Below are 24,575 nucleotides of genomic sequence, written 5' to 3' on the forward strand. Positions count from 1 at the left end.
TGCCATGCACTACCAAGCCCCCACCCGCCTCAGCGCCGCCATCCTCGACTGGGCCGGCACCGTGGTCGACTTCGGCTCCTTCGCGCCGACGCGCATCTTCGTCGAGGCCTTCGCCCAGTTCGACATCGAGCTGAGCCTGGACGAGGCGCGCGGGCCGATGGGCATGGGCAAGTGGGACCACATCCGCACCCTGTGCGATCAGCCGGCTGTGGCCGAGCGCTACCAGCGCCGCTTCGGTCGCCTGCCGAGCGACGCCGACGTCACCGCCATCTACGAACGCTTCATGCCGCTGCAGATCGCCAAGGTCGGCGAGCACTCGGCGCTGATCCCCGGCGCGCTTGAGGCCATCGCCGCCCTGCGCGAGCGCGGCCTGCGCATCGGCAGCTGCTCCGGCTACCCGCTGGCGGTGATGGGCACGGTGGTCGAGCTGGCCGCCGCCAAGGGCTACAGCCCCGATCACGTGGTCGCCACCGACGAGGTGCCCAAGGGCCGGCCGAGCCCGGCGCAGGCGCTGGCCAACGTCATCGCCCTGGGCCTCGACGACGTCGCCGCCTGCGTCAAGGTCGACGATACCGAGCCGGGCATCCTCGAAGGCCGCGCCGCCGGCATGTGGACCGTGGCCCTGCGCTTCTCCGGCAACTTCTTGGGCCTTTCCTGGGACGAGTACCAGGCGCTACCGGCCGAGCGCCGCGCCGCCGAGCGCACGCGCATCGACGACCTGTTCGCCGGCAGTCGCCCGCACTACCTGATCGACACCATCGCCGAACTGCCCGCCGTGATCGATCACATCAACGCGCGCCTGGCCCGTGGCGAGAGCCCGCAGGCCGCATAAACAAATGAGCGATTGAGCGAGCTAGAGCCAGGCAAGGAGGAGCTGGCCGAGGGAGCGCAGTTTACGAACGGTAAATGAGCATCCCGAGGCCTGTTCCGACACAGCCTGGCCGACGCGCAGCCAATCGCGACCGGACAACCAACGCCAACCGCTAGCCACACCACTAGGAGCTCCACCATGTTCAAACGCACCGCCCTGGCCGCCGGCCTGCTCGCCGCCTGCGCCCTGCAGGCCCAGGCCAACACCGAGCTGACCGTCTACACCGCGCTGGAAGTCGAGCAGCTCAAGCCCTACCAGGAAGCGTTCGAGAAGCAGAACCCGGACATCAGCATCAAGTGGGTGCGCGACTCCACCGGCATCGTCACCGCCAAGCTGCTGGCCGAGAAAGATCGCCCGCAGGCCGACGTGGTCTGGGGCCTGGCCGGTTCCAGCCTGGCGATCCTGAAACAGCAGGACATGCTGGTGCCCTACGCCCCGGCCAACCTGGACAAGATCGGCGCCAACTACCGCGACGCCGCCAACCCGCCGGCCTGGGTCGGCATGGACGTGTGGGCCGCGACCATCTGCTTCAACACCATCGAGGCCGAGAAGCAGGGCCTGCCCAAGCCGACCAAGTGGGAAGACCTGACCAACCCGGTGTACAAGGACAAGATCGTCATGCCCAACCCGGCGTCCTCCGGCACCGGCTACCTGGACGTCAGCGCCTGGCTGCAGACCTTCGGCGAGGACGGCGGCTGGGCCTACATGGACAAGCTGCACGCCAACATCGGCCAGTACACCCACTCCGGCTCCAAGCCGTGCAAGCTGGCCGCCGCCGGCGAATTCCCGATCGGTATCTCCTTCGAATACCCGGCCGTGCAGCTCAAGCGCAAGGGCGCGCCGCTGGACATCGTGCTGCCCAAGGAAGGCCTGGGCTGGGAGATCGAGGCCACCGGCATCGTCAAGGGCACCGACCAGCTGGAAGCGGCGCAGAAGCTCGCCGACTTTGCCGCCAGCCGCGAGGCCATGGACCTGTACAAGGCCAACTTCGCCGTACTGGCCCAGCCGGGCATCGCCGAGCCGTTCCAGGAGCTGCCGGCTGACTACGAGCAGCGCCTGATCAAGAACGACTTCGCCTGGGCCTCGGAGAACCGCGACAAGATCCTCGCCGAGTGGCGCAAGCGCTACGACGGCAAGTCCGAGCCGGTGGCTCAGTAAGTCTGCGCAGGCCCCTTCGCCCACATGGGCGGAGGGCGCCTGAGCTTTACCCGGCCATGACCGGGACAGTTTTTCGTTCGGCCGCGCTGGCGGCCGACCTTCTCGTTTCAGGAGTTTCCCCATGAGTCAGCACGACTGCGACCTGCTGGTCGTCGGCGCCGGCATGCTCGGCCTCGCCCATGCCTGGGCCGGCGCCAAGCGCGGCCTCAAGGTCAAGGTCTTCGAGCGCACTGCCACGCCGCTCGGCGCCTCCATCCGCAACTTCGGCCAGGCCCTGGTCACCGGCCAGGCGCCGGGGCCGATGCTCGACCTGGCGCGCCAGGCCCATGGCCTGTGGGCCGAGCTGGGCAAGGCCGCCGGTCTGGCGCTGAAGCAGCAGGGCTCGCTGGTATTCGCCCGCACCGAGGCCGAGGAGGCCATGCTCGAAGCCTTCTGCGCCGGCCGTGCGCGTGAGCTCGGCTACCGCGTCGAACTACTGCGCGGCGCGGCTCTGGACGGCCTCTACGCCGGCCGCTTCGCTCACCACCGCGCTGCCCTGCATGGGCTGGACGACCAGCAGCTGTACTCGCGCGAGGCGCTGCCGCAAATCGTCGACTACCTGCGTGGCCTCGGCGTCGAGTTTCACTTCTCCACCCTGGTCCGTGATGTCGAGTCCGGCAGCGCGCTGACCACCGCCGGACGCTTCACCGCGCGGCACATCCTGGTCTGCTCCGGCCATGACTACCAGACCCTGCTGGCCGAACCCATGGCCGCGCTGAAGCCTTCGGTGTGCCGCCTGCAGATGCTGCGCGCGCGCCTGGAACGCCCGCTGGACCTGCAGCACGCGGTGCTCACCGGCCTCAGCTGCGTGCACTACGGCGCTTTCGCCGACCTGCCCGAAGCCGAAGCGATCCAGGCCGAGATCCGCCGTGATTACCCGCTGCTGGAGCAGTACGGCATCCACCTGCTGGTCAGCCCGACGCCCTATGGCGAGCTGATCATCGGCGACTCCCACGACTACGGCAGCGACGCCGCGCCGTTCAACGCCGAGGACGTCGACCAGCTGCTGATCGAGCTGGCCGAGCACACCCTGGGTGGCCGCCTGCAGGTGGTTGAGCGCTGGCAGGGCGTGTACGGCTCCCGTGGCCCCGGCCCGTTCAGCGTGCTGCGCGCCGCCGAAGGCGTGACCGCGGTGCTGATGCACACCGGCCTGGGCATGAGCGTCGGCCTCGGTCTGGGCGAGCGCACCATCGCCGCGCTGCTCGGCGAGGGCGACTGGCCCGTGGCGCTGCCGACGTGAGTGCCGTGCTGGCGGTGGCCGAGCTGTTCGCCCTGTGCCGCCAGCAGGCCCAGGCCGACTACATCGGCGAAGCGGTCAGCCAGCTCGAACACATGGTCCAGGCCGCTGAGCTGGCGCGCGACGAGGGCGCCGACGAGGAGCTGATCCTCGCCGCCTTCTGTCACGACGTCGGTCACTTCTGTGTGCCACCGGCAGCGCACAACAGCATGGCCGGCCTCGGCCGTCAGGGCCACGAGCGGGTCGGTGCGCGCTGGCTGCGCGGCCTGGGTTTCTCCGCGCGGCTCAGCGGCCTGGTGGCCCGGCATGTCGAGGCCAAGCGCTATCTGTGCCGGCGCGAGCCGGGTTATCTGGCGGCGCTCAGCCCGGCCAGCCTGCAGACACTGAGCTGGCAGGGCGGGCCGATGAGCGAGGCGCAGGCCGATGCCTTCGAGCGCGATCCGCTGTTCGCCGACAGCCTGCGCCTACGCCACTGGGACGAGGCGGCCAAGGTGCCCGGCCGGCCAGCGGCCGAACTGGCCTGGCTGGAGGCGCTGGCCCTGCGCGTGCTGCACAGCGCCTAGCCGGCCAGCCCGGCCGCCAGGTGGTCGATCAGCGCGCGCAGCTTGGGTGGCAGGTGGCGGTTGGACGGGTATAGCGCCCAGGCGGTGCCGTGGTAGTAGCCGGTGTAGCGCCAGTCGCCGAGCACCTGCACCAGCCTGCCATCTGTCAGCGCCTCGGCGGCGGTGAAGCTCGGCAGGCAGGCGATGCCCAGGTGATTGAGCGCGCCGTTGAGGCGCACTTCGCTGTGGTTGCTGGCGAAGCGTCCGCGCACGGCCACCGTGCATTGCTCGCCGTCCTTGGCGAAGTGCCAGCGGTGGTCGTCGGCGCGCTCGTCCAGGTACAGGCAGCGATGGCGTACCAGGTCCTGCGGATGTTGCGGCGTGCCCTGGTCGGCCAGGTACTGCGGTGTGGCGCACAGCAGGTGTTCGACCTGGCACAAGGGCCGGCCGGCCATCTGCTCCGGCGGCTGCTCGGTGATGCGGATGATCAGGTCGAAGCCCTCGGCGATCGGGTCGGGGCTGCGGTCGCTGAGGTTGAGGCTGACGTCGACCTCCGGGTGCCTGGCCAGAAAATCCGCCATCAGCGGCGCCACCAGGTACTTGCCGAAGGCCTTGGGTACCGACAGGCGCACCTGGCCACGGGCATCGCTCATCAGCCGCTCGCCCACCGCCACGGCGGCTTCGGCGGCGCCGAGCATCTCCCGGCACCGCTCGAACACCTCACTGCCGGCCTCGGTCAGGCGCAGGCGTCTGGTGGTGCGTTCCAGCAGGCGCAGGCCCAGGGCCGCCTCCAGCTGGGCCAATTGGCGGCTTAGCGCCGAGCCGCTGGTATGCAGCTGGCGTGCGGCGGCGGAGAAGCTGCCGCACTCCACCACGCGGACGAAGCTGGCCATCAGCGGTAGCAGGTTATTCATGCTCATGGGGAACGAGTCTCGTGCGGAATGACCTGATTATCGCGATGAGGTTGGCAATGGACAATCGCCCCATTGCCACTGCGAGCCACCGTCATGACCAGCCTGACCGCCACCCATCGTTCCCGACTGCTGCACGGCAGTGACCTGCTCCTGCTGCTGGTGGCGCTGGTGTGGGGCACCAGCTACGGCGTGGCCAAGCAGGCGCTGGTGTTCTATCCGGTGCTGGGCTTCCTCGCCGTGCGCTTCTGCATCACCTTCCTGCTGCTGGCGCCGCAGCTGCGCGGCGCAGGCCGGCGTGCCTGGGCACCCGGCCTGCCGCTGGGCCTGGCCCTGCTGGCGATCTTCCTCTGCGAGACCTACGGCGTGCAGCTGACCACGGCGAGCAACGCCGCCTTCCTGATCAGCCTGTGCGTAGTGCTGACGCCCTTCGTCGAGTGGCTGATGCTCGGCCAGCGCCCGGACGCGCGCCTGCTGCCGGCAGTGGTGTTGTCGCTGCTCGGCACCTGGCTGCTCAGCGGTGGCGTCGACCTCGACTTCGGCCTGGGCGATGGCCTGATGCTGGCCGCCGCGCTGCTGCGTGCCTTCCAGGTGTGCCTGACACGGCGCCTTACCGCCGACCGCGAAGTGCCACCGCTGGCGCTGACCGCCGTGCAGTCCGGGGTGATCGGCTTCGGCTGCCTGCTGCTCGGCGCGCTGCTGTTGCCCGGCGGCTTGCCGCCGCTGCCAAGCGCGCCGGCGTTCTGGGTCGGCAGCCTGTATCTGGTGCTGTTTGCCACCCTGTTCGCCTTCTACGTGCAGAACTGGGCGCTGAGCCGCAGCAGCCCGACCCGGGTCAGCCTGCTGATGGGCAGCGAGCCGCTGTTCGGCGCGCTGTTCGCCGTGCTCTGGCTGAGCGAGGAGCTGAGCCTGCAGGCCTGGATCGGCGGCCTGCTGATCGTCGCCGCCACCTTGTGGACCAGCCTCAGCCGGCGCTGATCAGGCCATCGCGTACTCAGGAGAAGAGCGTCGTCTGCTCTTCGCTGGCAGCTTCAGTGGCTGGGATGCCATTAGTCTTCTCCTCCTGCTCCTTGGCCGCCTGCAGTTCGGCGCGTTGCTGCATGCGCTCGGCGATCTGCTTCTCGATTGCCTCCTGCTTCTCCGGTGGTAGCGCGTCGATCTCCTCTTCGGTCAGGCCCATTTCCTTGAGGATGGCGTCGCGCATCTTCTCGGCCGGGGTCATGGCCATGTATTCGCGGAAGGCTTTGACGGCCGGGTCTTCGTCGCCAAGGGGCTCGCTGAGCTGGCCCTGGTTGACGCTAGTGGCCACGCCATCGGCCTCGGCGCGGTTCTGCAGGTTGACGCGCAGCTTGGCGAAGGACTCCTCGTAGGCCTGCTCCGCCTGGTGGTTGTAGCCCGCGTCGGCCTTGAAGGCGGCGGGAGGTGCGACCGGCGGAGTCAGCGCCAGTTGTTCCTCCTCGCGAAAGGCCTCTTTGCTGCGCAGGCCGCTGATGGGCAGCGAATACTGCCCAGCGATGCCGCTGATGCTGTTCATGGCTCCTCCTGGATCCGCATGAGCGCGGACTGTGCCAGGAGCAAGGTCGATGCCAGGCCGGCTATTTTTTGCTCAAGGCCTCTCGAATCAGCGACTTGCCGGCGGGGCGAGGAGAACCGCCGGGGGATGCGGCGGCAAGCGGCTGCCGCCGGCGACGCCTCAGTTGCCGCTCAATTCCTCGCTCAGGCGCTCGACCTGTTCGCGCCGTTCGGCCTGTTCCAGGCGCGCATTGGCGTTGAGCGACGACCATTCGGGGTGAGCGCGGGCGCGGCGCAGTGCCTCGGGTAATTTGCCCTCGCGCCAGCTGTCGTCACGCGGGGCATCGAGCTGGATGGTGCCGGTCGCCGCATGGCCACGGGCGAGCAGGGCGGCCAGCAGCTGGCGTTGGCGCAGGGCGAGCAGGCGCAGCACGTTGTCGTCCACGCTCAGCTCGCGCTGGCCCTTGAGCTTGCCGAGCAGGCGCCCGCCATAGTTGCGCGCGGTCTGCAGGCCGCCGCCGGCCAATGCGCCGAGTAGCGCGGCGGCGCCCAGGGTGAGGCCACCGACCAGCAGGTCGACACCGGCGCCGGCAGCTGCGCCGGCGGCCATGCCGCCACCGACCTTCACACCGAGCTGGCGCAAGGTTTCGGGGTTGAACAGATCGTCACCCCAGCGCCCGTCGGCCAGCGGCAGGTCGCCGGCCTGGGCGTCGCCGGTACGGAAGGCGTACAGGCGCAGCAGGGCCTCGACGCACTGCTGCTCGCGCTGGCGCACGGCCTGGTGCAGCGCGGCGATCTCGCCCTGTTCGATCTGCGGCTGAGCGGCGACGCTACGGCGGCAGGCGGCGCAGTCCACCAGCAGCTCGGCGATCAGCCGTACGCCAGCCTGGCGCCGTGTCTCGGCCTGGGCCTCGTGGTCGGCGATCAGCCGGTCCAGCTGCGGCCGGGCCGACTCGATCAGCAGGGCCAGGCTCTCGTACAGGCGGCGTTCGCCATCCAGCGGCGGCGCCACGGTGTCGAAGCGCACCAGCGCATGCAGGCCGAGGCGGGCTAGGGCCTCGCGCCATTCGTTCTCGCGCTGGCGTTCGCTGGCGCTGAAATTGAGGATCGGCAGCAGCGGCTTGCCGCAACCGGCGAGCACCGCCAGCTCGTCCTTGTACTTGGCCAGCACCGGCTCGCGGGCGTCGATCACGTACAGGCCGGCGTCGCTGGCCATGAGCTGGCGCAGCACCTTGGCCTCCTGCTCGAAGCGCTGGCGCGCCTCGGCGCCGTCGAGGAAGCGCAGTGTGCGCGCCGGACCGTCCAGGCGTTCGCCCGGGCGGTCGAGACGTTCCAGGTAGTCGAGCAGGGCGATGGCGTCTTCCAGGCCAGGGGTGTCGTACAGCTCCAGCAGAGCCTCGCCGTTTATCGACAGGCGCGCGCCCTCGACATGGCGGGTGGTGCTGGGCCGGTGCGAGACCTCGCCGAAGCCGGCGTCGCGCAGCAGGGTGCGCAGTAGCGAAGTTTTGCCGACGTTGGTGTGGCCGACCACGGCCAGGCGCAATGCCTTAGTCATGGCCGCTCTCCAGCCAGCCCAGGGGGGAGGTATCGGCGCAGGCCAGGCCGAGGTGCTGCAGGGCCTCGTGCCAGTCGCCCAGGCGCTGGCTGTCGAGGGCCTCGCCCGGTGGTGGCGTGAGCAGCCAGATGCGCGTGGCGGCGGCCGTGCGCGACAGCTCACCGAGCAGCGCCAGGGTGCCACGGTCCGGCGAGCGGCGCGGGTCGACGGCCACCGCCAGGCGCGCCGGCGGGAAACGGGTCAGCTGCTCTAGCAGGTGGCGACGTTGTTCACGACTGTCGAGTACGCCGGCATCGGCCACGCCCTTGCCCAGTGGCGGCGGCCAGGGGCGGCTGTCGTCCAGCTCCACCGCCACCAGCAAGGCGCCGGCACTGGCCTGCACGGCGGCACCGGCCTGGGCTTCGGGCAGTGCGGCCGGGGCCGGGTCGATCACGCCCAGGCGTTCGGCCGGCGGTTGCAGGTGTTCGGCCAGCAAGCGGTAGGCGGGCAGGTTGAGGTCGAGGCTCAGGCGCCTGTGGCCGTGCTGCCAGCGCCACAGGCACAGCAGCAGGCACAGCGCGCGTGGCAGCAGGCCGAACACCAGCAGCACGCCGAGCAGCCAGCCGGCCCAGGCGTGGCGGGCGGCTTCCGCGGTCAGCGCGGCATCGCCGCTGGCGCGGATGGTGTCGACGTCTGGCAGGGGGAAGCCGAGCAGGGCGGGCAGGCCGCCGAGCAGGTGGGTGAGGGCGACGAAGGCGTCGCTGGAGAGCAGCGTGGTCTCCCAGACGAAGCCGTAGCGCCGGGTGCTGAGCAGGAGCAGTAGCATCACCGCCGCACAGCCCAGTGCCAGCAGCCACAGGCCGTGGACCAGGGCGCCGAGCAGCCAGCGGTTGAGGCGCCGGCGTTGCAGCAACAGGACCAGCGCCGGGCCGAGCTGGGCGGCTGCGGCGTCGCGCGCCAGCTTCTCGCTGAGCCACAGCCACAGGCGGCCGAGGGCGGCCTGGTGCTCGCCGGCCAGGAGCAGGCCGAGCAGCCAGCCGAACAAGGTCAGCAGGTGCAGGCCGAGCAGGCTGCCCAGGGCCCAGAACACATTGACCGGGCGCGAACCGTCGCCCAGGGCGGAGAAGGCCAGGCCGGCGCCGCTGAGCAGGGCCAGCAGGCTCAGCACCAGCAGGGCCAGGCGGGCGCCCTGCAGCCAGTGGCGCAGAGCGCGGGCCTGGCCGTCGCGGCCGGCGAGGAACAGGGCGCGGGTCTGGATGCGGGTAGCCAGGTCGCTACCGGCCTGGCGTGCCAGGCGGTTGGCTTCGGCGTCCTCCAGCGGGCCGGCGTGCTCCTCGCGCAGGCGGATGGCTTCGCACAGCCAGAGGCATTGCAGGTGGTTCGATCGGGCTTCGCTCACGCGGCGTCTCTTTCACCGGAATGAGGCCGCAGCATAACCGCACAACCGCCGTCGTGGCACGGCGGCGGCCATTTGCCCGCTCAGCGCTGCTGGCGCAGGCGCACGGCGATGTCCGGCTGGTCGGTGAACAGCCCGTCGATGCCGGCATCGAGGTAGGCGCGCATTTCCGCCGCGCTGTCGCCGCGTTGCTCGGGGCGCTCGCTGCTGCGCAGGCTGGTCGGCAGGAAGGCGTTCTCGGCGCGGAAGGTGTAGGGATGCACTTTGAGCCCGGCGGCGTGGGCGTCGGCGACGAAGCGGGTCGGCTGGCCGAGGTTGCCGGCGGCGTCGCGTGGGATCACGTAGCTCTTCTCCGGGCCGACGCCGGCGGCGTAGCGGGCGATGCGCCGCAGGCCTTCGGCCGTGGCCATCTGCGCGTAGCTCAGGGTCGAGCCCTGCGCCTGTTGATCGTAGGGCTGGCCGCTGCCGAACAGCTGGACCAGGCGCAGGCGGCTGCGCTGCGCCATCTGCCGCAGGTTGTCGACCTCGAACGACTGTATATACACAGGGTCGCGCTTGTCCTGGTAGCCGTTGCGCGCCAGGGTACGCAGCAGTGGACCTTCCATGGCCAGGCCGAGCTGCTGGAAGTGGGTGGGGTGCTTGGTCTCGATATACAGGCCGATGCGCCGCCGCTCGCTGCGCTCCAGGGTTTTCACCAGGTCGATGATCTCCTGCAGGGTTGGCACCGCGAAGGCACCGTCCAGGCGGGCGTTGCCGGGGCGGATGGTGGGGATGCGCTCGATGGCGTGCAGGCTCTTCAGTTCGGCCAGGGTGAAGTCCTCGCTGAACCAACCGGTGAGGCTGATGCCGTCGACCGTCTGGGTGCGCTTGCGCTCGGCGAACTCGGCGCGCGCGGCGACGTCGGTGGTCAGCCCCAGTTCGTTGTCGTGACGCGCCACCAGCTGGCCGTCACGGGTCATCACCAGGTCCGGCTCGATGTAGTCGGCGCCCTGCAGCACGGCCAGGGCGTAGGCGGCCAGGGTGTGTTCCGGCACATAGCCGCTGGCGCCGCGATGGCCGATGACCAGGGGCGTCGGTTCGGCGCGGGCAGTGGGCGCGGCATCGCCGGCGTGGGCGAACAGGGGCAACGTCAGGCTGGCGGCGACCAGCCAATGCCGCAGGGATTGGATCTGCATGGCAACGCTCCTTGCGGGGTGGGGAGAGGGTAACAGCGCATCCACCCTGACCGCCCGCGATGACCGTTTACCGAACATGTCATGGCAGGACGATGACCGCGCCGCGTGCTGCGCACTGCTTCACGCCGGGGCCTCTGGTATCCTCGCCGGCATGAACCAGACCCTGCCCCTCTGCCTGATCGCCGCCCTCGCGGAAAACCGCGTGATCGGCCGCGACAACCAACTGCCCTGGCACCTGCCGGCGGACCTCAAGCACTTCAAGGCCAAGACGCTCGGCAAGCCGATCATCATGGGCCGCAAGACCTGGGATTCGCTCGGCCGGCCGCTGCCGGGCCGCCTCAATCTGGTGGTCAGCCGCCAGGCCGGGCTGCAGCTGGAAGGGGCCGAGGTGTTTGCCTCGCTGGAGCAGGCCATCGTGCGTGCCGACCAGTGGGCGCATGAGCAGGGCGTGGACGAGCTGATGCTGATCGGCGGCGCCCAGCTCTACGAGCAGGGTCTGGCCCAGGCCGCGCGCCTGTACCTGACCCGCGTGGCCCTGCAGCCCAAGGGCGATGCCTGGTTCCCGGCCTTCGACGAGGCCGCCTGGCATTGTGGCGAGAGTGAGGCGCATGGAGCGACGGAAAACACACCGGCCTATCGTTTCGAAACATGGTGTCGAGCACTAACCTGACGGGAGATCGCGTGTGTTGAGTACCCTGGAAAAAGTCCGGCTCGCCTACTGGAAGCTGCGGGTGCGCTGGCACCTGCAGCGGAATGATGCTCACGGGGCGTTGGCGCGGGCCTGGCAATACGCTTCCGCCACGCAGTTGAGTGGTGACTACTACGAGTTTGGCGTTTATCGCGGCGATAGCCTGGCCAGCGCATGGCTGGCCTATCGGCATTCCCGGCGTTTCTTCGCGCGAACCGATCTGCCCTTCGAGCAGATTGGCGGGGTTACCGAGTTCGTGCTCAACTCCCCGACCTTCTATGGCTTCGACACCTTTGCCGGTATGCCTGACAACCATGAGGGGCAGGACAGTCTCGCCTCAGGCACCTTTTTTGCCCCTATGGAAGTGACCGAGGCACGTTGCAGTGCCGTAGGCCTCAAGGCGCCAGACCTGCGTCTGGTGAAGGGACTGTTCGCCGATAATGCCGACGCCATCGGCGATCGTCCGGCTGCCATCGTACATTTGGATTGCGATCTCTACGCCTCGTCGCGGGATGCACTCAACCTGATTCATCCTCATCTGGTGCAGGGCACGGTAGTGCTGTGCGATGACTACGACCTGTTCCTGGCCGACAACGCGAAAGGCCAGCGTCGGGCCTTGCGCGAGTTCAGTGAGGCCACTGGCATCACGTTTGAAACCTGGTTCGCCTATGGTGCGGCATCGCGGGCGTTTCTCTGCCATGTACCTAGCGTATAGCCGGTACTCTGAGTGCGATTGGCATGAGTGAGTCGGAAGCGCCTCTGGAGGCCTCGGACAGCATGTCGGCCCTCTTCGTCCGCCACCCGCTGTGGGAGGATGCCCTGGCCCTGCTGTTCGGCACCGCCCTGGTGGCATTGGGTATCGCCTTCTATACCCACGCCGGGTTGCTCACCGGCGGCACGGTGGGCGTGGCTTTCCTGGCCAAGTACCTGGCCGGCTGGCCATTCGGCCTGGTGTTCTGCCTGGTCAACCTGCCGTTCTACCTGCTCGGCATCTGGCGCTTGGGCTGGGGCTTCACCCTGCGTACCGGCTGCGCGGTGCTGCTGGTGTCGCTGCTGGCCGAGCTGACACCGGGCTGGGTCGCCTTCACCCACCTCAACGTGCTGTACGCCGCGTTGTTCGGCGGCGCGGCCATGGGCTTGGGGCTGCTGATGCTGTTCCGCCACCGTGCCAGCCTGGGTGGGGTGAATATCCTCGCGCTGTTTCTCCAGGAGCGCTTCGGCCTGCGCGCCGGCGCGGTGCAGATGGGTATCGACGCCGTCATCGTGCTGGGGGCGATCTTCGTGGTGACGCCGGACAAGGTCGCGCTGTCGGTGCTCGGCGCGGTGATGCTCAACCTGGTGCTGGCGCTCAATCACCGCTCCGACCGCTATGTCGGGGTGAGCTGATGGTGTTCCGAGACGTGCAAGTGCTCGAAGGCTCCCGTGCTTTAGGACGCTGAGTTCGAGTGCCGGCGAGGTAGGCGTGGTCGGCCACATACGTTTATCCCGTTGGATGATCGTGAGGCTGTGTGGCTACGCCAACAATAGTTGGCGAGGCTCTAGCGAGTGGCCATAGCCGCTACTCGTGCGGCTCATGTTCTATTGCGATTGCTTCTCATCTTCTGCTAGCGTGCGCGCTCTCTTTGTCACGCCTCAGGGTGCTGTCTTGTCGTCCTGGAATGCACAGCTCGCTCGCCTGTTTCTCGAACAGAGAAAGGCTCTGGAGGCTTTCGTGGCCCGGCGTACAGGGAATCGACAGGTCGCAGCGGACCTGACTCAGGAAGCATTCCTGCGTCTGGCGCGCCTGCCGGGCGATGAGCGCATCGACAATCTGCGCGCCTTCCTTTTCACGGTGGCCGGCAATCTGGTGCTCGATCATCAGCGTCAGGCCGCACGTCGTGGTTTGGTGGAGGGTGAGTTGCCGGATGACGAGCCGGCATGCGCCACTCCCGGGCTGCCAGAGCGACTGGCGGCCGAGCAGGAGCAAAACCTGCTGCGTGAGGCCATCGCTGCGCTGCCCGAGCCGCGGCGACGGATCTTCCTGCTCTATCACGTCGAAGGGCTGGCATATCGCGAGATCGCCGAGCGCGAGGCGACGACCGCGCGCAGCGTGGAATATCATCTGCGCCAGGCTTTGATCGATTGCCGCAGCTTCGTCAAGGCACGTATGCACCCGACACTCTCCCAAGGACTCCTCAGCAATGACCGATGACGAGCTGTTTGCTCAGGCCAGTGCCTGGCACTTTCGTCTGCGTGCCGAGGATGCTAGCGAGCAGGATCGCCTCGGTTTCGAAGCCTGGCTGGCGCAGGGTGATGCTCAGGTGCGTGCCTGGGAAGAGGCGCAGCTGTTGCTCGCGGCTATGCGGCCTGCTGCGCTCAGCATGCAGCCGGTGGTGCCGGTGCGTCGCCGCCGTAAGTTGCCCTGGGCTGCCGCTGCGCTGCTGGTGCTGGCCTTGGGCGCGGCCTGGCAAACGCCCTGGCCGGATCGCCTGCGTGCCGATCACTACACTGCTGTCGGTGAGCGCGAAGCCATAGAGCTGGCCGATGGCTCGCGTATCGAACTCAACACCGACGCTGCGGTGAGGCTTGAACTCACGGCGAACGAGCGGCGGGTGCAACTGTTGCGTGGCGAGGCCTGGTTCGACGTTGCACACGATGCGAGCAGACCATTCGTGGTGGAGGGCGGACGCGCCCGCGTGCAGGTACTGGGTACGCGCTTTGGTGTGTCACGTCAGGGTGAGCGCACGCGTGTGCAGCTGGCCGAAGGCCGCGTTGAAGCGTCGGTGGAGGGTGCCGGCAAGGTGATCCTGGCGCCGGGGGAGACTGTCGAGGCAGGACCGGGCTACTTGAGCAAGGTGCAACGCTTTGATCCGGCTGCCGCGTTCGCCTGGCGCCAGCGGCAACTGGTCTTCCGCCAGCAGCCGCTGGGCGAGGTGGTTGCCGAGCTCAATCGCTACTGGCCGGGGCACGTACTGATCTCCGACTCGGCACTCGAGCGCAAGGCGGTTTCCGGGGTGTTCGAGATCGACAAGCCGCAAGCGGTGATGCGGGCGTTGCAACTGACGCTTGGCCTGCGCGTGGATCACTATTCGCCCTATCTGACAGTGCTGCGCAAGGGCGAGCCTTGAGTCGCGGCTCATCTTCGCGAGGCCGGCAAAAAATTATTTTCAGGGTTTTCTACTGGATTGGCGTCCTTGGTTACTGAGGCGAAATAAAAAGCACTCGCAACAAGACGGGTGCGGCGCCGAATTCTAAGTTCGATCATTGGGGAACCCACCATGCATCACGCCACCGCCGTCTGCAGTCGCGGTCTGCCGACTCTGCTGTCTCTTGCCATCGCCATGGCCTTTTCTGCGCCTCTGATTGTCCAGGCTGCCGAACCGGCACAGACGCAGAGCAGCATTTACCGTTTCGACATTCCTGCGCAGGCGCTCGATGGTGCCCTGGCGGGGTTCTCGGCGGTAACGCGCATCCAGGTGCTGGTGCCGGCCGAGCTGACCCAGGGCATGAGTTCACCAGGCCTGGCAGGTGACCATGCGGCGAGCGAGGCATTGGCGCGTCTGCTGGCGGGGACTGGTCTGGTGGCCCGTTTCGTCGATGGCGATACGGTGACCTTGGAGCGCTCCACAGCCACCGACGGGACGTTGGAGTTGGGAGAAACCACCATCATCACCAACCAGTTGGGGGCGATCACCGAGGGTTCGCAGAGCTATACGCCAGGCTCCATCGCCACGGCCACGCGACTGGTGCTGACGCCTCGGGAAACCCCGCAGTCGATCAGCGTCGTCACCCGGCAGAAAATGGATGACTTCGGTCTCAACAACATCGATGACGTCATGCGTCAAACGCCCGGCATCACGGTTTCTGCCTACGATACCGACCGCAACAATTACTTTGCCCGCGGCTTCTCGATCAACAACTTCCAATATGACGGGATTCCCTCGACGGCCCGCAACGTCGGCTATTCCGCCGGCAATACGCTCAGCGACATGGCCATCTACGACCGTGTGGAAGTGCTCAAGGGCGCTACCGGCCTGCTCACCGGGGCCGGCTCGCTCGGCGCCACGATCAACCTGATCCGCAAGAAGCCCACCCGTGAATTCAAGGGCCATGTCGAACTGGGAGCCGGCAGCTGGGATAACTACCGCTCCGAGCTGGACCTCAGCGGGCCGCTGACCGAAGCGGGCAATGTCCGTGGTCGGGCGGTCGCCGCCTACCAGGACCGGCACTCGTTCATGGATCACTACGAGCGCAAGACCAACGTCTACTACGGCATTCTCGAAATCGACCTGAGCCCCGACACCCTGCTCAGCGTCGGCGCCGACTACCAGGACAACGACCCCAAGGGCTCGGGCTGGTCGGGTAGCTTCCCGCTGTTCGACAGTCAGGGTAATCGCAACGACGTCTCCCGCTCCTTCAACAACGGCACAACGTGGAGCAGCTGGGAGCAATACACCCGCACCGTCTTCGCCAACCTCGAGCACGACTTCGCCAACGGCTGGGTCGGCAAGGTGCAGCTCGACCACAAGATCAACGGTTACCATGCTCCCCTCGGCGCGATCATGGGCGACTGGCCCGCTGCGGATAACAGCGCCATGGTCGTTGCACAGAAATACACCGGCGAAACCAAGAGCAATTCGCTGGACATGTACCTGAGCGGCCCTTTCCAGCTTCTTGGCCGCGAGCATGAGCTGGTGCTCGGTACCTCGGCGTCCTTCTCCCGCTGGCAGGGCAAGAGCTACTGGAACCTGATCGGCTACGACAACACCACCGACGATTTCGCCAACTGGGATGGCGAGATCGGCATCCCGGACTGGGGTGCGCCTTCTCAGTACATCGACGACAAGACGCGCCAGTTGGGCAGCTACATGACGGCCCGTTTCAACGTGACTGACGACCTGGACCTGTTTCTGGGTGGGCGTGTGGCCGATTACCGTGTGACCGGGTTGAACCCGACCATTCGCGAGTCAGGACGCTTCATCCCCTATGTCGGCGCCGTCTACGACCTGGACGACACCTACTCGGTGTATGCCAGCTACACCGATATCTTCATGACGCAGGACAGCTGGTACCGCGACAGTGACGACCAACTGCTCGAACCCAACGAAGGCCAGAACTACGAGTTGGGCCTCAAGGCCGAGTACTTCGAGGGCCGTCTGAACGCCAGCCTCGCCTACTTCGAGATCCACGAAGACAACCGTGCCGAGGAAGACGCCTTCTACAACAGCAACCCGACCAACCCCGGGGTGTTCTTCGCGTACAAGGCCACCAGCAGCAAGACCAAGGGCTACGAGGCGGAAATTTCGGGTGAGCTGGCGCCGGGCTGGCAAGTCCAGGCGGGTTATACCCACAAGATCATCCGTGACGACGGCGGCAACAAGGTGTCCACCTGGGAGCCGCAGGACCAGTTGAGCCTCTACACCAGCTACCGGTTCCAAGGCGCCTTGGACAGGCTTACCGTTGGCGGCGGTGCCCGCTGGCAGGGCAATAGCTGGCAAAGGGTCTACAACAACCCCCGCAGTGAGTGGGAGAAGTTCTCTCAGGAGGACTACTGGCTGGTGGACCTGATGGCGCGCTACCAGATCACCGATGACCTGTCGGCCAGCGTCAACGTCAACAACCTGTTCGACAAGACCTACTACACCAACATCGGTTTCTACACATCGGCGTCCTATGGCGATCCGCGGAATCTGATGTTCAGTACCCGCTGGAACTTCTGAATCCGGCCAGCAAAGAAAACGCCCCGCATTGTGCGGGGCGTTCTGCGTTTACACCGTGGCGCATAGTCGCGTGGCGGGTGCTTGCGGCAAATCTCAATCCACTTCGGTGAACTGGATGATCTCGACCCAATAGCCGTCCGGGTCCTTGATGAAGGCGATGTCGCGCATGCGGCCGTCGGTCAGGCGCTTCTGGAAGTCCACGCCCAGCTCTTCGAAGCGCTGGCAGGCGGCCTTGATATCCGGTACCGAGACGCACAGGTGGCCGAAGCCGCGTGGGTCGCTGTTGCCGCTGTGGTAGGAGAACTCCGGGTCTTTCTCGGTCCCGTAGTTGTAGGTCAGCTCCAGCACACCGGGGATGGATTTGCGCCACTGGTGGCGAGCGGCCGGGTCGGCCGGGATCTGCGACTTGTCAGTGATCAGGGCGAGGAAGTACAGGCTGAACTCGGCCTCGGGGAATTCCTTTTTCTCCAGCAGGGTGAAGCCCAGTACGCGGGTGTAGAAATCCAGCGACTTCTGCAGATCCTTCACGCGGATCATGGTGTGGTTGTAGACGAAGTCGGCGGTGGCGACGTCGGGCTTGGCGGTCACGCCGGGGATGGCGTTGAGCTCGTCGAGGGTCATGGAGTTCTCCATCAGGCGTTAAAAAGGCTGTGCCTGCTTAGATGGCCTCTGCGCAGGCGTTTTCAAGGGTGGGGCACGTTTCAGTCGCGACTGGACGGGCGCTGGATTGCTCCTGACAACGCCGCGGGGGCTACACCGCCAGCATGACCAGTTCGGCGTGAGCGCTGCTTTCCTCTATATGCAGCCTGGCCACGCTGATCGGCAGCTTGAAGCGCCGCGGTCCGGCACTGCCGGGGTTGATCCACAGGTGACCGTCGCGCTCCTCGATCAGCGGTTTGTGCGAATGGCCGGTGACCACCACGCGTATGCCTTCCGGCAGTTGCGCCGGCACATGGGCCAGCTCGTGCACCACGTAAAGGCCGACACTGCCCAGCTGCAGCGTGGCTTGGTGTGGCAGCTCGGTGGCCCAGTCCAGGCCTTCGTCATTGTTGCCGCGCACGACGGTCAGCGGCGCCAGCGAGCGCAACGCATCGAGAATCTCTGGCTTGCCAATATCGCCGGCATGCACGATATGTTCGCAACCCTGCAGCGCCGCCAGGGCCTCGGGGCGTAGCAGCCCGTGGGTGTCGCTGATCAGGCCGATTTTCATGGGGCAGGTTTGGAAGGCAACGTTTCTAGGGCCAACTGACATTTAATACTCTTACGAACACTCTTTGACGCTCCTCCTCCGTTAACTGAGCTTCCAGCATTGTCTTCAGCTCATCAGGTGTCGCTGGCTTGGGCTTCCGGCTTGGTGGGCTTTTCAATCTCTTGTTATCGCCAAACCAGAGCACAAGGTAGACCCCGTGCCCCATAGACTTCGGCGCATGCACATATTGGGCAATCATCTGATTGCGCAATGCTGTCCATAACTTGTCGTGATCATCACGCTTGATCTCAATCGGCAGGGCCAACTGGTTGCGGTAGTCAAGTTGAAGATCGGCGCGCTTGTCTCCTGCATGGTCATATTCCGGGGCAACGCCAATGCCGTGAGCATCCAGGCGAGAGCGCAAGCGGGCCAATAGAACATCGCGGCATAGGTTTTCTCCGCGCCGGCTGGGGGGCTGCCCATTGGGAATATTCCAGAACATCCGATAACCGTCGTCATTGGCATGGCGTAGTTCATGGGCGATGTCGTCTAGGTGACTCAAGGTAAGGTGCATTAGATCAGCGATATTCGCTGGCGCCTTGTTGGCCAGCACATCGGCGACTGCTTCCAAGCCCAGGAAACGAAATTCAGCTTCCCTTCTGCGCGCTAGCTGCTGCTCCAATGTGCTCCGAATCCTGTAGTGCTGAGACGCCATGGCCGGGATATCAAGTAGGCGTTGAAGTTCATTGTGGGTCTCTACCGTAGTTTGCGTACCCAGCCAGTCGATCATTCCGCGAAGTTCGTCGCCAAGATCCATCGCTGCAGTGACAAAGCCGCCTTGTCCCCGCTCTAGGTCGGCATGAGGGATAAGTACCTCGATCAAGCGGCCCAGAATAAGTTCTGGTTGGGAGGGGCACAGGGCCTGCAGTTGAATGCCTTGCATCAGGGTTTCAACCGCTAGCTGCATGGCTACATCGGCTTCTTCTGCTTCGCTGATGCGCTGCCAGAACTCTTCACTGTCGTCAGAGCTACCAGTCAGTACCTGTAGCGCTAGCCACAGAAGGCGCTGTTCAGCATTGAGCTGTGGCGACTTCAACTTTTGTAGAGCCAGCGTAGCAAGACACTCCGGAGCGAACGCTAGAGCTGCCTTCAGCAACTGTCGCAGGTCATGGAGTTGCTGCGCAGTGGCCGCTTCGGGAAATTGCTGCAGCAATTCTGGAATTGCTAGCTGGGCGACCTTTGCATAGGAGCTATCCCCGCTCAGCAAGTACCCCATGCCGGCCGAGGAGTTGCCTGTAGCAAAAGCACTGGCAGCGTGGAGCAACAGTACGCGACTAAAAAGTTCGGGGCGCTGCTGTGCGATTTGTGCGCACCAAGCGTTCAGCTCATCCAGTCCAAAGTGTGGTGTACAGAGATAAATAGCTACCAGTATTTCGACCCTGTCATCTGGTAACTCATCTACTTGTTCGGGAGTATCGATCCAGTTCAGTTGCAGGCCAAGCAGGCAAGGCAGGCTGATGTAAAAGCGCTGCCCAGCCTGGTTCAGGTCAATGATCTCGGCAGCAGAGGGAAGGTCAGAGCGCTGCAGGCTTTTACGGAAACCAGATTCGGCAGCGCGCATAAGTTCATCGCCTAGATCGCTGTAGTTGGCGAAACGCTCGCTTGCTGTTTCCCCATGGATATCCAAAAATCCGAACAGCCAAACTGTTGCCAGCTCATCAAGACGGCCAGTTGCGGCTTTAGCAGTAGTAATTGCGGGAAGTTCGGGGCGAATGCTCTGGGTTCTTTGGTACCTTTCCTCGGCTTTTTGCTTCTTGTAGGTGAGGGTTTGTGCTGCAGTTTCTAAGCGCCAGCTATTTTGTGCCAGATCGCAAGTCAGCCATTCATTCAGCCAGTCAGCCCTATCTGGGAACCTTTGCCCCCATTCATTCAGTACCTCCAGCGATAGCCCACTGGCTCCTCGATCTTGCAAAAGTGCGTAAGCAGCTTGTTGTAGATGAGCCTTTGCTTCCGCCTCATCTGTGGTACCAGCCAGATGCAGATGCCAAAGCCCTATATCTTCTGGTGGCTTGGCGCCATGTAGCCGAAGGGCTTCATAAGGGAATGCTTCAGTTTTGATGCATTGCTCAAGCACGGCTCTGTACTGCTGTGGATGGTGTTCAAACCAACTTTGAATCTTCAGCTGTGAGTCGTGATCCCGGTTGAAGTAGCCATGCTGATTTGCACCGACGCCCAGCCAGTTAAAAAGCTGCTCGCCCGTGGCCGACTCACCTAGTTCTTCGAGGGTACGAGCCAGCAAGCGACCAATCGAACGAGAAAGCATCCATTCGGATCCGTGCTCGTCGAAAACTTCCTGTTTGGCGCCAAGTCCGTCCAGCAGAGCTGGCAGATGTGCCAGCGGCGCTCGCTCCGGCAGCCAGTGCTCCCAGAACATTTGGTAGCCGCCGATCAGGTGGGAGTCTTTAGGAGAGTGGAAACACTGAAGTAATTCAGTGGGCGACAGATGCTCGGGGTATAGCAAATCCAGCAATTTGCCCAACAGCTGGTCATCGTTGTCGTCAACCTGACCACTGCATATTTGCGACAGCACATCCTTGCCCTCATTAGGGGAGGCCATTTTCAGCCAGATACTGAGTGCGCTATTACGGAGTCGTGGCCAGAGCGAAATGTCTTTGATCATCGCGAGCAGCGGTGCTGCCAAGGTGGTATCAGCATGCCCGTATTTGAGAATATCCAGCACACAGTCCATATGTGACTGGGTTGCTTCATCGCGCTCGGAAGCCTGTAGAATGCGTTGAAAGTCCTCAAGCAGCGACTCGTCTGCCAAAGCCTTGAACCCAGTCATGTCTTGCCAAAGGTGCCAGCGGTATCCCGGAAACCTCTCCGACTGCTGGTGCAGGGCCTGCAGCAGATAGCGCTTGTCTGCGGTGCTGAACGGACCTACATCGCCATACAGCACAATACCGAGCGGATCTGCTTCTATCAGGCACCGACGTACTGAAGTGCTCTGTTGAGCCAGCCATGCGAGTAGCCCCCGCAAGTCGGCGACTACCCCCCCCATCGAAGCCGAGTAACAGATTAAGTAGCCGGCCATGGGGAAGGCTTTCCCGATCTAACTTGTCCGCCAGCCACCTTGCCGCCAGATATTCGGCGATGCTGCGGTGGTGAGGGATTAGGTGATCGGCGTTGCCAGGGGCCGGGGTGAATAAAGCGGATTGCAGTGCTCTTCTGGCTGCCGCAGGAATCTCGGGCTTGAACTGGTTGAGTTCTGGGTAGTTGTTGTCGCTGGAGTCTGAGTCGCTGGCAATGCCTGCTTTGCTCGAAAGCAGCTGTACGGCGAACAGCTGGCCTGCCGCTTTCAGCAGGGTTTCGTTATCGATCGCTTTGGCCTCACTGGTTTGCCGGTGGCGAGCATTGTTTTCTTCCGCCAGCTTTTCGCAGGCGAGTCGATAGACCTCGCTGCGGCTTTCTGGCCATTTTTCACCGCTGACGGCCCTGGCCATCAGACCGAGCATCTGTGGATTACTCAGCAGCGGGGCAATACCGTGGCGTTCGGCTTGCTCGATAAAAGCTTTGGGGTCGGCGACGTTGTAATTGCTGTGCAGGATTTGCTGGATGTCCTCGCCACTCAGCGGACATAGCTGCAATACCATCAACTGGCCATCAGGGCTGGCGCCCTGTAGATCAGAAATGTCTGTCGAGCCGTACCAGTCAGCTGCGCGGCAGGAGAGTCGGAAGGCTGGCTTGCCAAGCTGAAGCAGTTGTTGGCGGATGCGCAGAGGCAGGCTGTCTGCACCAGCAGAGCGGGCCTCATCTAACGCGTCGATGAATAGGGTTTTCCCGCGCCACCCCAGCGGCGGAGTCGTTATTAGAAGCTCGTTCACAGTGACGTATGCGCCACCGACCTCTATAGAGGCCTGTCTCAGGGCTTCACTCTTGCCAGCCCCAGGTTCGCCCAACAGAACCCATGCTGGCGTCATGTGAAAGCTGTCGAGTGGTAGCTCTTCTAGCCCGTGTTCTTCATCCTGCTTTTCAGCAACTATCTGCACTCGCCTGGCTACCAGCATCGTCCTTATCCCTCGAAACCTGCATGCCCGGCAGGATACAGGGCTGATCTGTGGTGCAGAAAGCAAAGCGCCCCGCTAGTGCGGGGCGCTTTTTAACTACTGAACGGGCTTAGCCGTCGAGCAGCGACTTGTCGCGCACAGCACCCTTGTCGGCGCTGGTGGCGAGCAGGGCGTAGGCCTTGAGTGCAGTGGTCACCTTGCGCGCGCGCGGGGCGACCGGCTTCCAGCCCTTCTGGTCCTGCACGATGCGGCGGGCGGCCAGTTCTTCATCGCTCACCAGCAGGTTGATGCTGCGGTTGGGGATGTCGATCAGCACCTTGTCGCCGTCACGCACCAGGCCGATGGCGCCGCCGGCGGCGGCTTCCGGCGAGGCGTGGCCGATGGACAGGCCCGAGGTGCCGCCGGAGAAGCGGCCGTCGGTGAGCAGGGCACAGGCCTTGCCCAGTCCTTTGGACTTCAGGTAGCTGGTGGGGTAGAGCATTTCTTGCATGCCCGGGCCGCCTTTCGGGCCTTCGTAGCGGATGATCACGATGTCGCCGGCCTTCACCTCGTCAGCGAGGATGCCCTTCACGGCGCTGTCCTGGCTCTCGAAGATCTTGGCGTTGCCTTCGAACACGTGGATCGACTCGTCGACGCCGGCGGTTTTCACCACGCAGCCGTCGAGGGCGATGTTGCCGTACAGCACTGCCAGGCCGCCCTCTTGCGAGTAAGCGTGCTCGACGCTGCGGATGCAGCCTTCGGCGCGGTCGTCGTCGAGGGTTTCCCAGCGGGTCGACTGGCTGAACGCAGTCTGGGTCGGGATACCGGCCGGACCGGCCTTGAAGAAGGTATGCACCGCTTCGTCTTTGGTCTGGGTGATGTCCCACTGGGCGATGGCATCGAGCATCGACGGGCTGTGGATGGTCGGCACGTCGGTGTGCAGCAGGCCGCCGCGGGCCAGCTCGCCGAGGATGGAGAAGATGCCGCCGGCGCGGTGCACGTCTTCCATGTGGTACTTCTGGATGTTCGGCGCCACCTTGCACAGCTGCGGCACCTTGCGCGACAGGCGATCGATGTCGCGCAGGTCGAAGGCCACCTCGGCCTCCTGGGCAGCGGCCAGCAGGTGCAGGATGGTGTTGGTCGAGCCGCCCATGGCGATGTCCAGGGTCATGGCGTTCTCGAACGCCTTGAAGCTGGCGACATTGCGCGGCAGCACCGACTCGTCGCCTTCGCCGTAGTAGCGCTGGCACAGTTCGACGGCCAGGCGCCCGGCGCGCAGGAACAGCTGCTCGCGGTCGCTGTGGGTGGCCAGGGTCGAGCCGTTGCCCGGCAGGCCGAGGCCGAGGGCTTCGACCAGGCAATTCATCGAGTTGGCGGTGAACATGCCGGAGCAGGAACCGCAGGTCGGGCAGGCGCTGCGCTCGTACTCGGCGACCTTCTCGTCGGAGCAGGAGTCGTCGGCGGCGACGACCATGGCGTCAACCAGGTCCAGGCCGTGGTTGGCCAGCTTGGTCTTGCCGGCTTCCATCGGGCCGCCGGAGACGAACACCACCGGGATGTTCAGGCGCAGGGCGGCCATCAGCATGCCGGGGGTGATCTTGTCGCAGTTACTGATGCAGACGATGGCGTCGGCGCAGTGGGCGTTGACCATGTATTCCACGGAGTCGGCGATGATCTCGCGCGACGGCAGCGAATAGAGCATGCCGTCATGGCCCATGGCGATGCCGTCGTCCACGGCGATGGTGTTGAATTCCTTGGCCACGCCGCCGTGTTTCTCGATCTCGCGGGCAACCAGTTGGCCCAGGTCCTTCAGGTGCACGTGGCCAGGCACGAACTGGGTGAAGGAGTTAGAGATGGCGATGATCGGCTTCTTGAAGTCTTCGTCCTTCATCCCGGTGGCGCGCCACAGGGCACGGGCGCCGGCCATGTTGCGGCCGTGGGTGGAGGTTTTCGAGCGGTAATCAGGCATGACACGGTTCCTGCGGCTAATCAGGTAAGCATTGGTTGTGGTGAGCGGGTCGGCGGTAGATGACCGCGTCGGAAGGGGGCGTGGAACGAGACGGGATCACCGTCCGCCCGGCCCGGGCTCACAAGCCCGCCGGAGGATGCCTGGCGAGGAATGCCTTGATTCTACGCCGCGCGCGGCTGCCGGGGAAAGGCTCGCGGTCTGCTGGTGGCAGGCTGGCGGTCGGACGGGGCACTGTACCGGCCCGTGGCGGTCTAAGCGGTTTGTCCAGAAGAGAGGTACGGCTATGCAGAAACTGACCATTTCCCTGTTCCTGCTGATCGTCGCAGGCCAGGCCCAGGCATCGTCCGAGCAGGCCTGGCAGGCGCAGGAGCGTGATATGCGCGAACGCTGCCTGGCGGCGAGCCAGTTGCAGCAAGCCAGGATCGCCGGCGAGCCGGTGCTGTTCGATGACCAGTTGGGCATCTCGGCCTTGGTCATCAGTGGTCGTTATCCACAGCCGCACATGCAGGGCCAGCGCGGCCGCGAGCTGTGTCTGTACCAGCGAAGCAGCGGTACCGCGCATATCGCCGAGGCCGACCGGCTTATCAAGGGTAGATAGGCCGGTCCGCT

The 24,575-nt window shown here is 65.1% G+C and carries 22 protein-coding genes; 12 read left to right on the top strand and 10 right to left on the bottom strand.

Annotated elements, in window-relative coordinates; translation table 11 throughout:
- Window positions 1–4: 4 nt before the first annotated feature.
- The 4 genes from phnX (at window position 5) to IB234_RS04255 (ending at window position 3,868) form a co-directional block, all read left to right on the top strand.
- On the top strand, window positions 5–832 hold the full coding sequence (phnX, locus tag IB234_RS04240) for a phosphonoacetaldehyde hydrolase (protein ID WP_192314322.1): 828 nt from the start codon (window positions 5–7) through the stop codon (window positions 830–832).
- Between the two features lie 177 nt (window positions 833–1,009).
- Entirely contained in the window at window positions 1,010–2,029 is a 1,020-nt protein-coding gene (locus IB234_RS04245; RefSeq protein ID WP_192314325.1) for a putative 2-aminoethylphosphonate ABC transporter substrate-binding protein, read from the top strand.
- Window positions 2,030–2,150: 121 nt separating this feature from the next.
- Window positions 2,151–3,308, top strand: a complete 1,158-nt coding sequence (locus tag IB234_RS04250) for a TIGR03364 family FAD-dependent oxidoreductase (protein ID WP_192314328.1) — start codon at window positions 2,151–2,153, stop codon at window positions 3,306–3,308.
- A complete protein-coding gene (locus IB234_RS04255; RefSeq protein ID WP_192314331.1) occupies window positions 3,305–3,868 on the top strand; it encodes an HD domain-containing protein in 564 nt (187 codons plus the stop codon). The genes IB234_RS04250 and IB234_RS04255 overlap by 4 nt, the downstream gene beginning before the upstream one ends.
- On the opposite strand, the gene IB234_RS04260 is transcribed toward IB234_RS04255, so the two are convergent.
- On the bottom strand, window positions 3,865–4,767 hold the full coding sequence (locus tag IB234_RS04260; protein ID WP_192314334.1) for a LysR family transcriptional regulator: 903 nt from the start codon (window positions 4,765–4,767) through the stop codon (window positions 3,865–3,867). The genes IB234_RS04255 and IB234_RS04260 overlap by 4 nt on opposite strands.
- Before the next feature lie 87 nt (window positions 4,768–4,854).
- Here IB234_RS04260 and IB234_RS04265 point away from each other — a divergent pair, with 87 nt between their 5' ends.
- Window positions 4,855–5,736: a DMT family transporter gene (locus tag IB234_RS04265; RefSeq protein WP_192314337.1), complete on the top strand. Its 882-nt coding sequence runs from the start codon at window positions 4,855–4,857 to the stop codon at window positions 5,734–5,736.
- Between the two features lie 16 nt (window positions 5,737–5,752).
- Here IB234_RS04265 and IB234_RS04270 read toward each other — a convergent pair whose 3' ends face one another.
- From IB234_RS04270 to IB234_RS04285, 4 genes are all read right to left on the bottom strand, one after another.
- Window positions 5,753–6,292: a hypothetical protein gene (locus IB234_RS04270; RefSeq protein WP_192314340.1), complete on the bottom strand. Its 540-nt coding sequence runs from the start codon at window positions 6,290–6,292 to the stop codon at window positions 5,753–5,755.
- Window positions 6,293–6,451: 159 nt separating this feature from the next.
- A complete protein-coding gene (locus IB234_RS04275) occupies window positions 6,452–7,825 on the bottom strand; it encodes a DUF3482 domain-containing protein (protein ID WP_192314343.1) in 1,374 nt (457 codons plus the stop codon).
- A complete protein-coding gene (locus IB234_RS04280; RefSeq protein ID WP_192314346.1) occupies window positions 7,818–9,203 on the bottom strand; it encodes a DUF2868 domain-containing protein in 1,386 nt (461 codons plus the stop codon). Before IB234_RS04280 ends, IB234_RS04275 begins: the two co-directional genes overlap by 8 nt.
- An 80-nt stretch (window positions 9,204–9,283) precedes the next feature.
- On the bottom strand, window positions 9,284–10,375 hold the full coding sequence (locus tag IB234_RS04285) for a glycerophosphodiester phosphodiesterase (protein WP_192314350.1): 1,092 nt from the start codon (window positions 10,373–10,375) through the stop codon (window positions 9,284–9,286).
- Between the two features lie 139 nt (window positions 10,376–10,514).
- On the opposite strand from IB234_RS04285, the gene IB234_RS04290 reads away from it, so the two are divergent.
- The 6 genes from IB234_RS04290 (at window position 10,515) to IB234_RS04315 (ending at window position 16,762) form a co-directional block, all read left to right on the top strand.
- Window positions 10,515–11,045, top strand: a complete 531-nt coding sequence (locus IB234_RS04290; RefSeq protein ID WP_192315560.1) for a dihydrofolate reductase — start codon at window positions 10,515–10,517, stop codon at window positions 11,043–11,045.
- Window positions 11,046–11,058: 13 nt separating this feature from the next.
- Window positions 11,059–11,778 (top strand): TylF/MycF/NovP-related O-methyltransferase, encoded by a 720-nt coding sequence (locus IB234_RS04295; protein ID WP_192314353.1) that lies wholly within the window; start codon window positions 11,059–11,061, stop codon window positions 11,776–11,778.
- A 23-nt stretch (window positions 11,779–11,801) separates the two neighbouring features.
- On the top strand, window positions 11,802–12,449 hold the full coding sequence (locus IB234_RS04300) for a YitT family protein (RefSeq protein WP_192314356.1): 648 nt from the start codon (window positions 11,802–11,804) through the stop codon (window positions 12,447–12,449).
- Between the two features lie 223 nt (window positions 12,450–12,672).
- The gene (locus IB234_RS04305) at window positions 12,673–13,254 is read left to right on the top strand and encodes an RNA polymerase sigma factor (protein WP_318651971.1); all 582 of its coding nucleotides are present in this window, start codon (window positions 12,673–12,675) and stop codon (window positions 13,252–13,254) included.
- Window positions 13,244–14,170, top strand: a complete 927-nt coding sequence (locus IB234_RS04310; RefSeq protein ID WP_192314362.1) for a FecR family protein — start codon at window positions 13,244–13,246, stop codon at window positions 14,168–14,170. The genes IB234_RS04305 and IB234_RS04310 overlap by 11 nt, the downstream gene beginning before the upstream one ends.
- Before the next feature lie 150 nt (window positions 14,171–14,320).
- Complete coding sequence (locus IB234_RS04315) at window positions 14,321–16,762, top strand: TonB-dependent siderophore receptor (protein ID WP_192314365.1); 2,442 nt, start codon at window positions 14,321–14,323, stop codon at window positions 16,760–16,762.
- Window positions 16,763–16,855: 93 nt separating this feature from the next.
- Here the strand turns inward: IB234_RS04315 and gloA are convergent, their stop codons facing one another.
- The 5 genes from gloA to ilvD all read right to left on the bottom strand — a co-directional run bounded on the left by gloA (window position 16,856) and on the right by ilvD (window position 23,966).
- On the bottom strand, window positions 16,856–17,383 hold the full coding sequence (gene gloA / locus IB234_RS04320) for a lactoylglutathione lyase (protein ID WP_192314368.1): 528 nt from the start codon (window positions 17,381–17,383) through the stop codon (window positions 16,856–16,858).
- Window positions 17,384–17,513: 130 nt separating this feature from the next.
- The gene (locus IB234_RS04325; protein ID WP_192314371.1) at window positions 17,514–17,972 is read right to left on the bottom strand and encodes a metallophosphoesterase family protein; all 459 of its coding nucleotides are present in this window, start codon (window positions 17,970–17,972) and stop codon (window positions 17,514–17,516) included.
- Window positions 17,973–17,997: 25 nt separating this feature from the next.
- Window positions 17,998–20,796, bottom strand: coding sequence for a hypothetical protein (locus IB234_RS04330; protein ID WP_192314374.1), 2,799 nt, complete (start codon window positions 20,794–20,796; stop codon window positions 17,998–18,000).
- A complete protein-coding gene (locus IB234_RS04335; protein ID WP_192314377.1) occupies window positions 20,756–22,018 on the bottom strand; it encodes an NACHT domain-containing protein in 1,263 nt (420 codons plus the stop codon). Before IB234_RS04335 ends, IB234_RS04330 begins: the two co-directional genes overlap by 41 nt.
- A gap of 109 nt (window positions 22,019–22,127) precedes the next feature.
- Window positions 22,128–23,966, bottom strand: a complete 1,839-nt coding sequence (ilvD, locus tag IB234_RS04340; RefSeq protein ID WP_192314381.1) for a dihydroxy-acid dehydratase — start codon at window positions 23,964–23,966, stop codon at window positions 22,128–22,130.
- A gap of 283 nt (window positions 23,967–24,249) precedes the next feature.
- Here ilvD and IB234_RS04345 point away from each other — a divergent pair, with 283 nt between their 5' ends.
- Window positions 24,250–24,564, top strand: coding sequence for a hypothetical protein (locus IB234_RS04345; RefSeq protein WP_192314383.1), 315 nt, complete (start codon window positions 24,250–24,252; stop codon window positions 24,562–24,564).
- The last annotated feature ends 11 nt before the right edge of the window (window positions 24,565–24,575 follow it).

The sequence above is a fragment of the Pseudomonas sp. PDM16 genome, from assembly GCF_014851865.1.
Taxonomy (GTDB): Bacteria; Pseudomonadota; Gammaproteobacteria; order Pseudomonadales; family Pseudomonadaceae; genus Aquipseudomonas.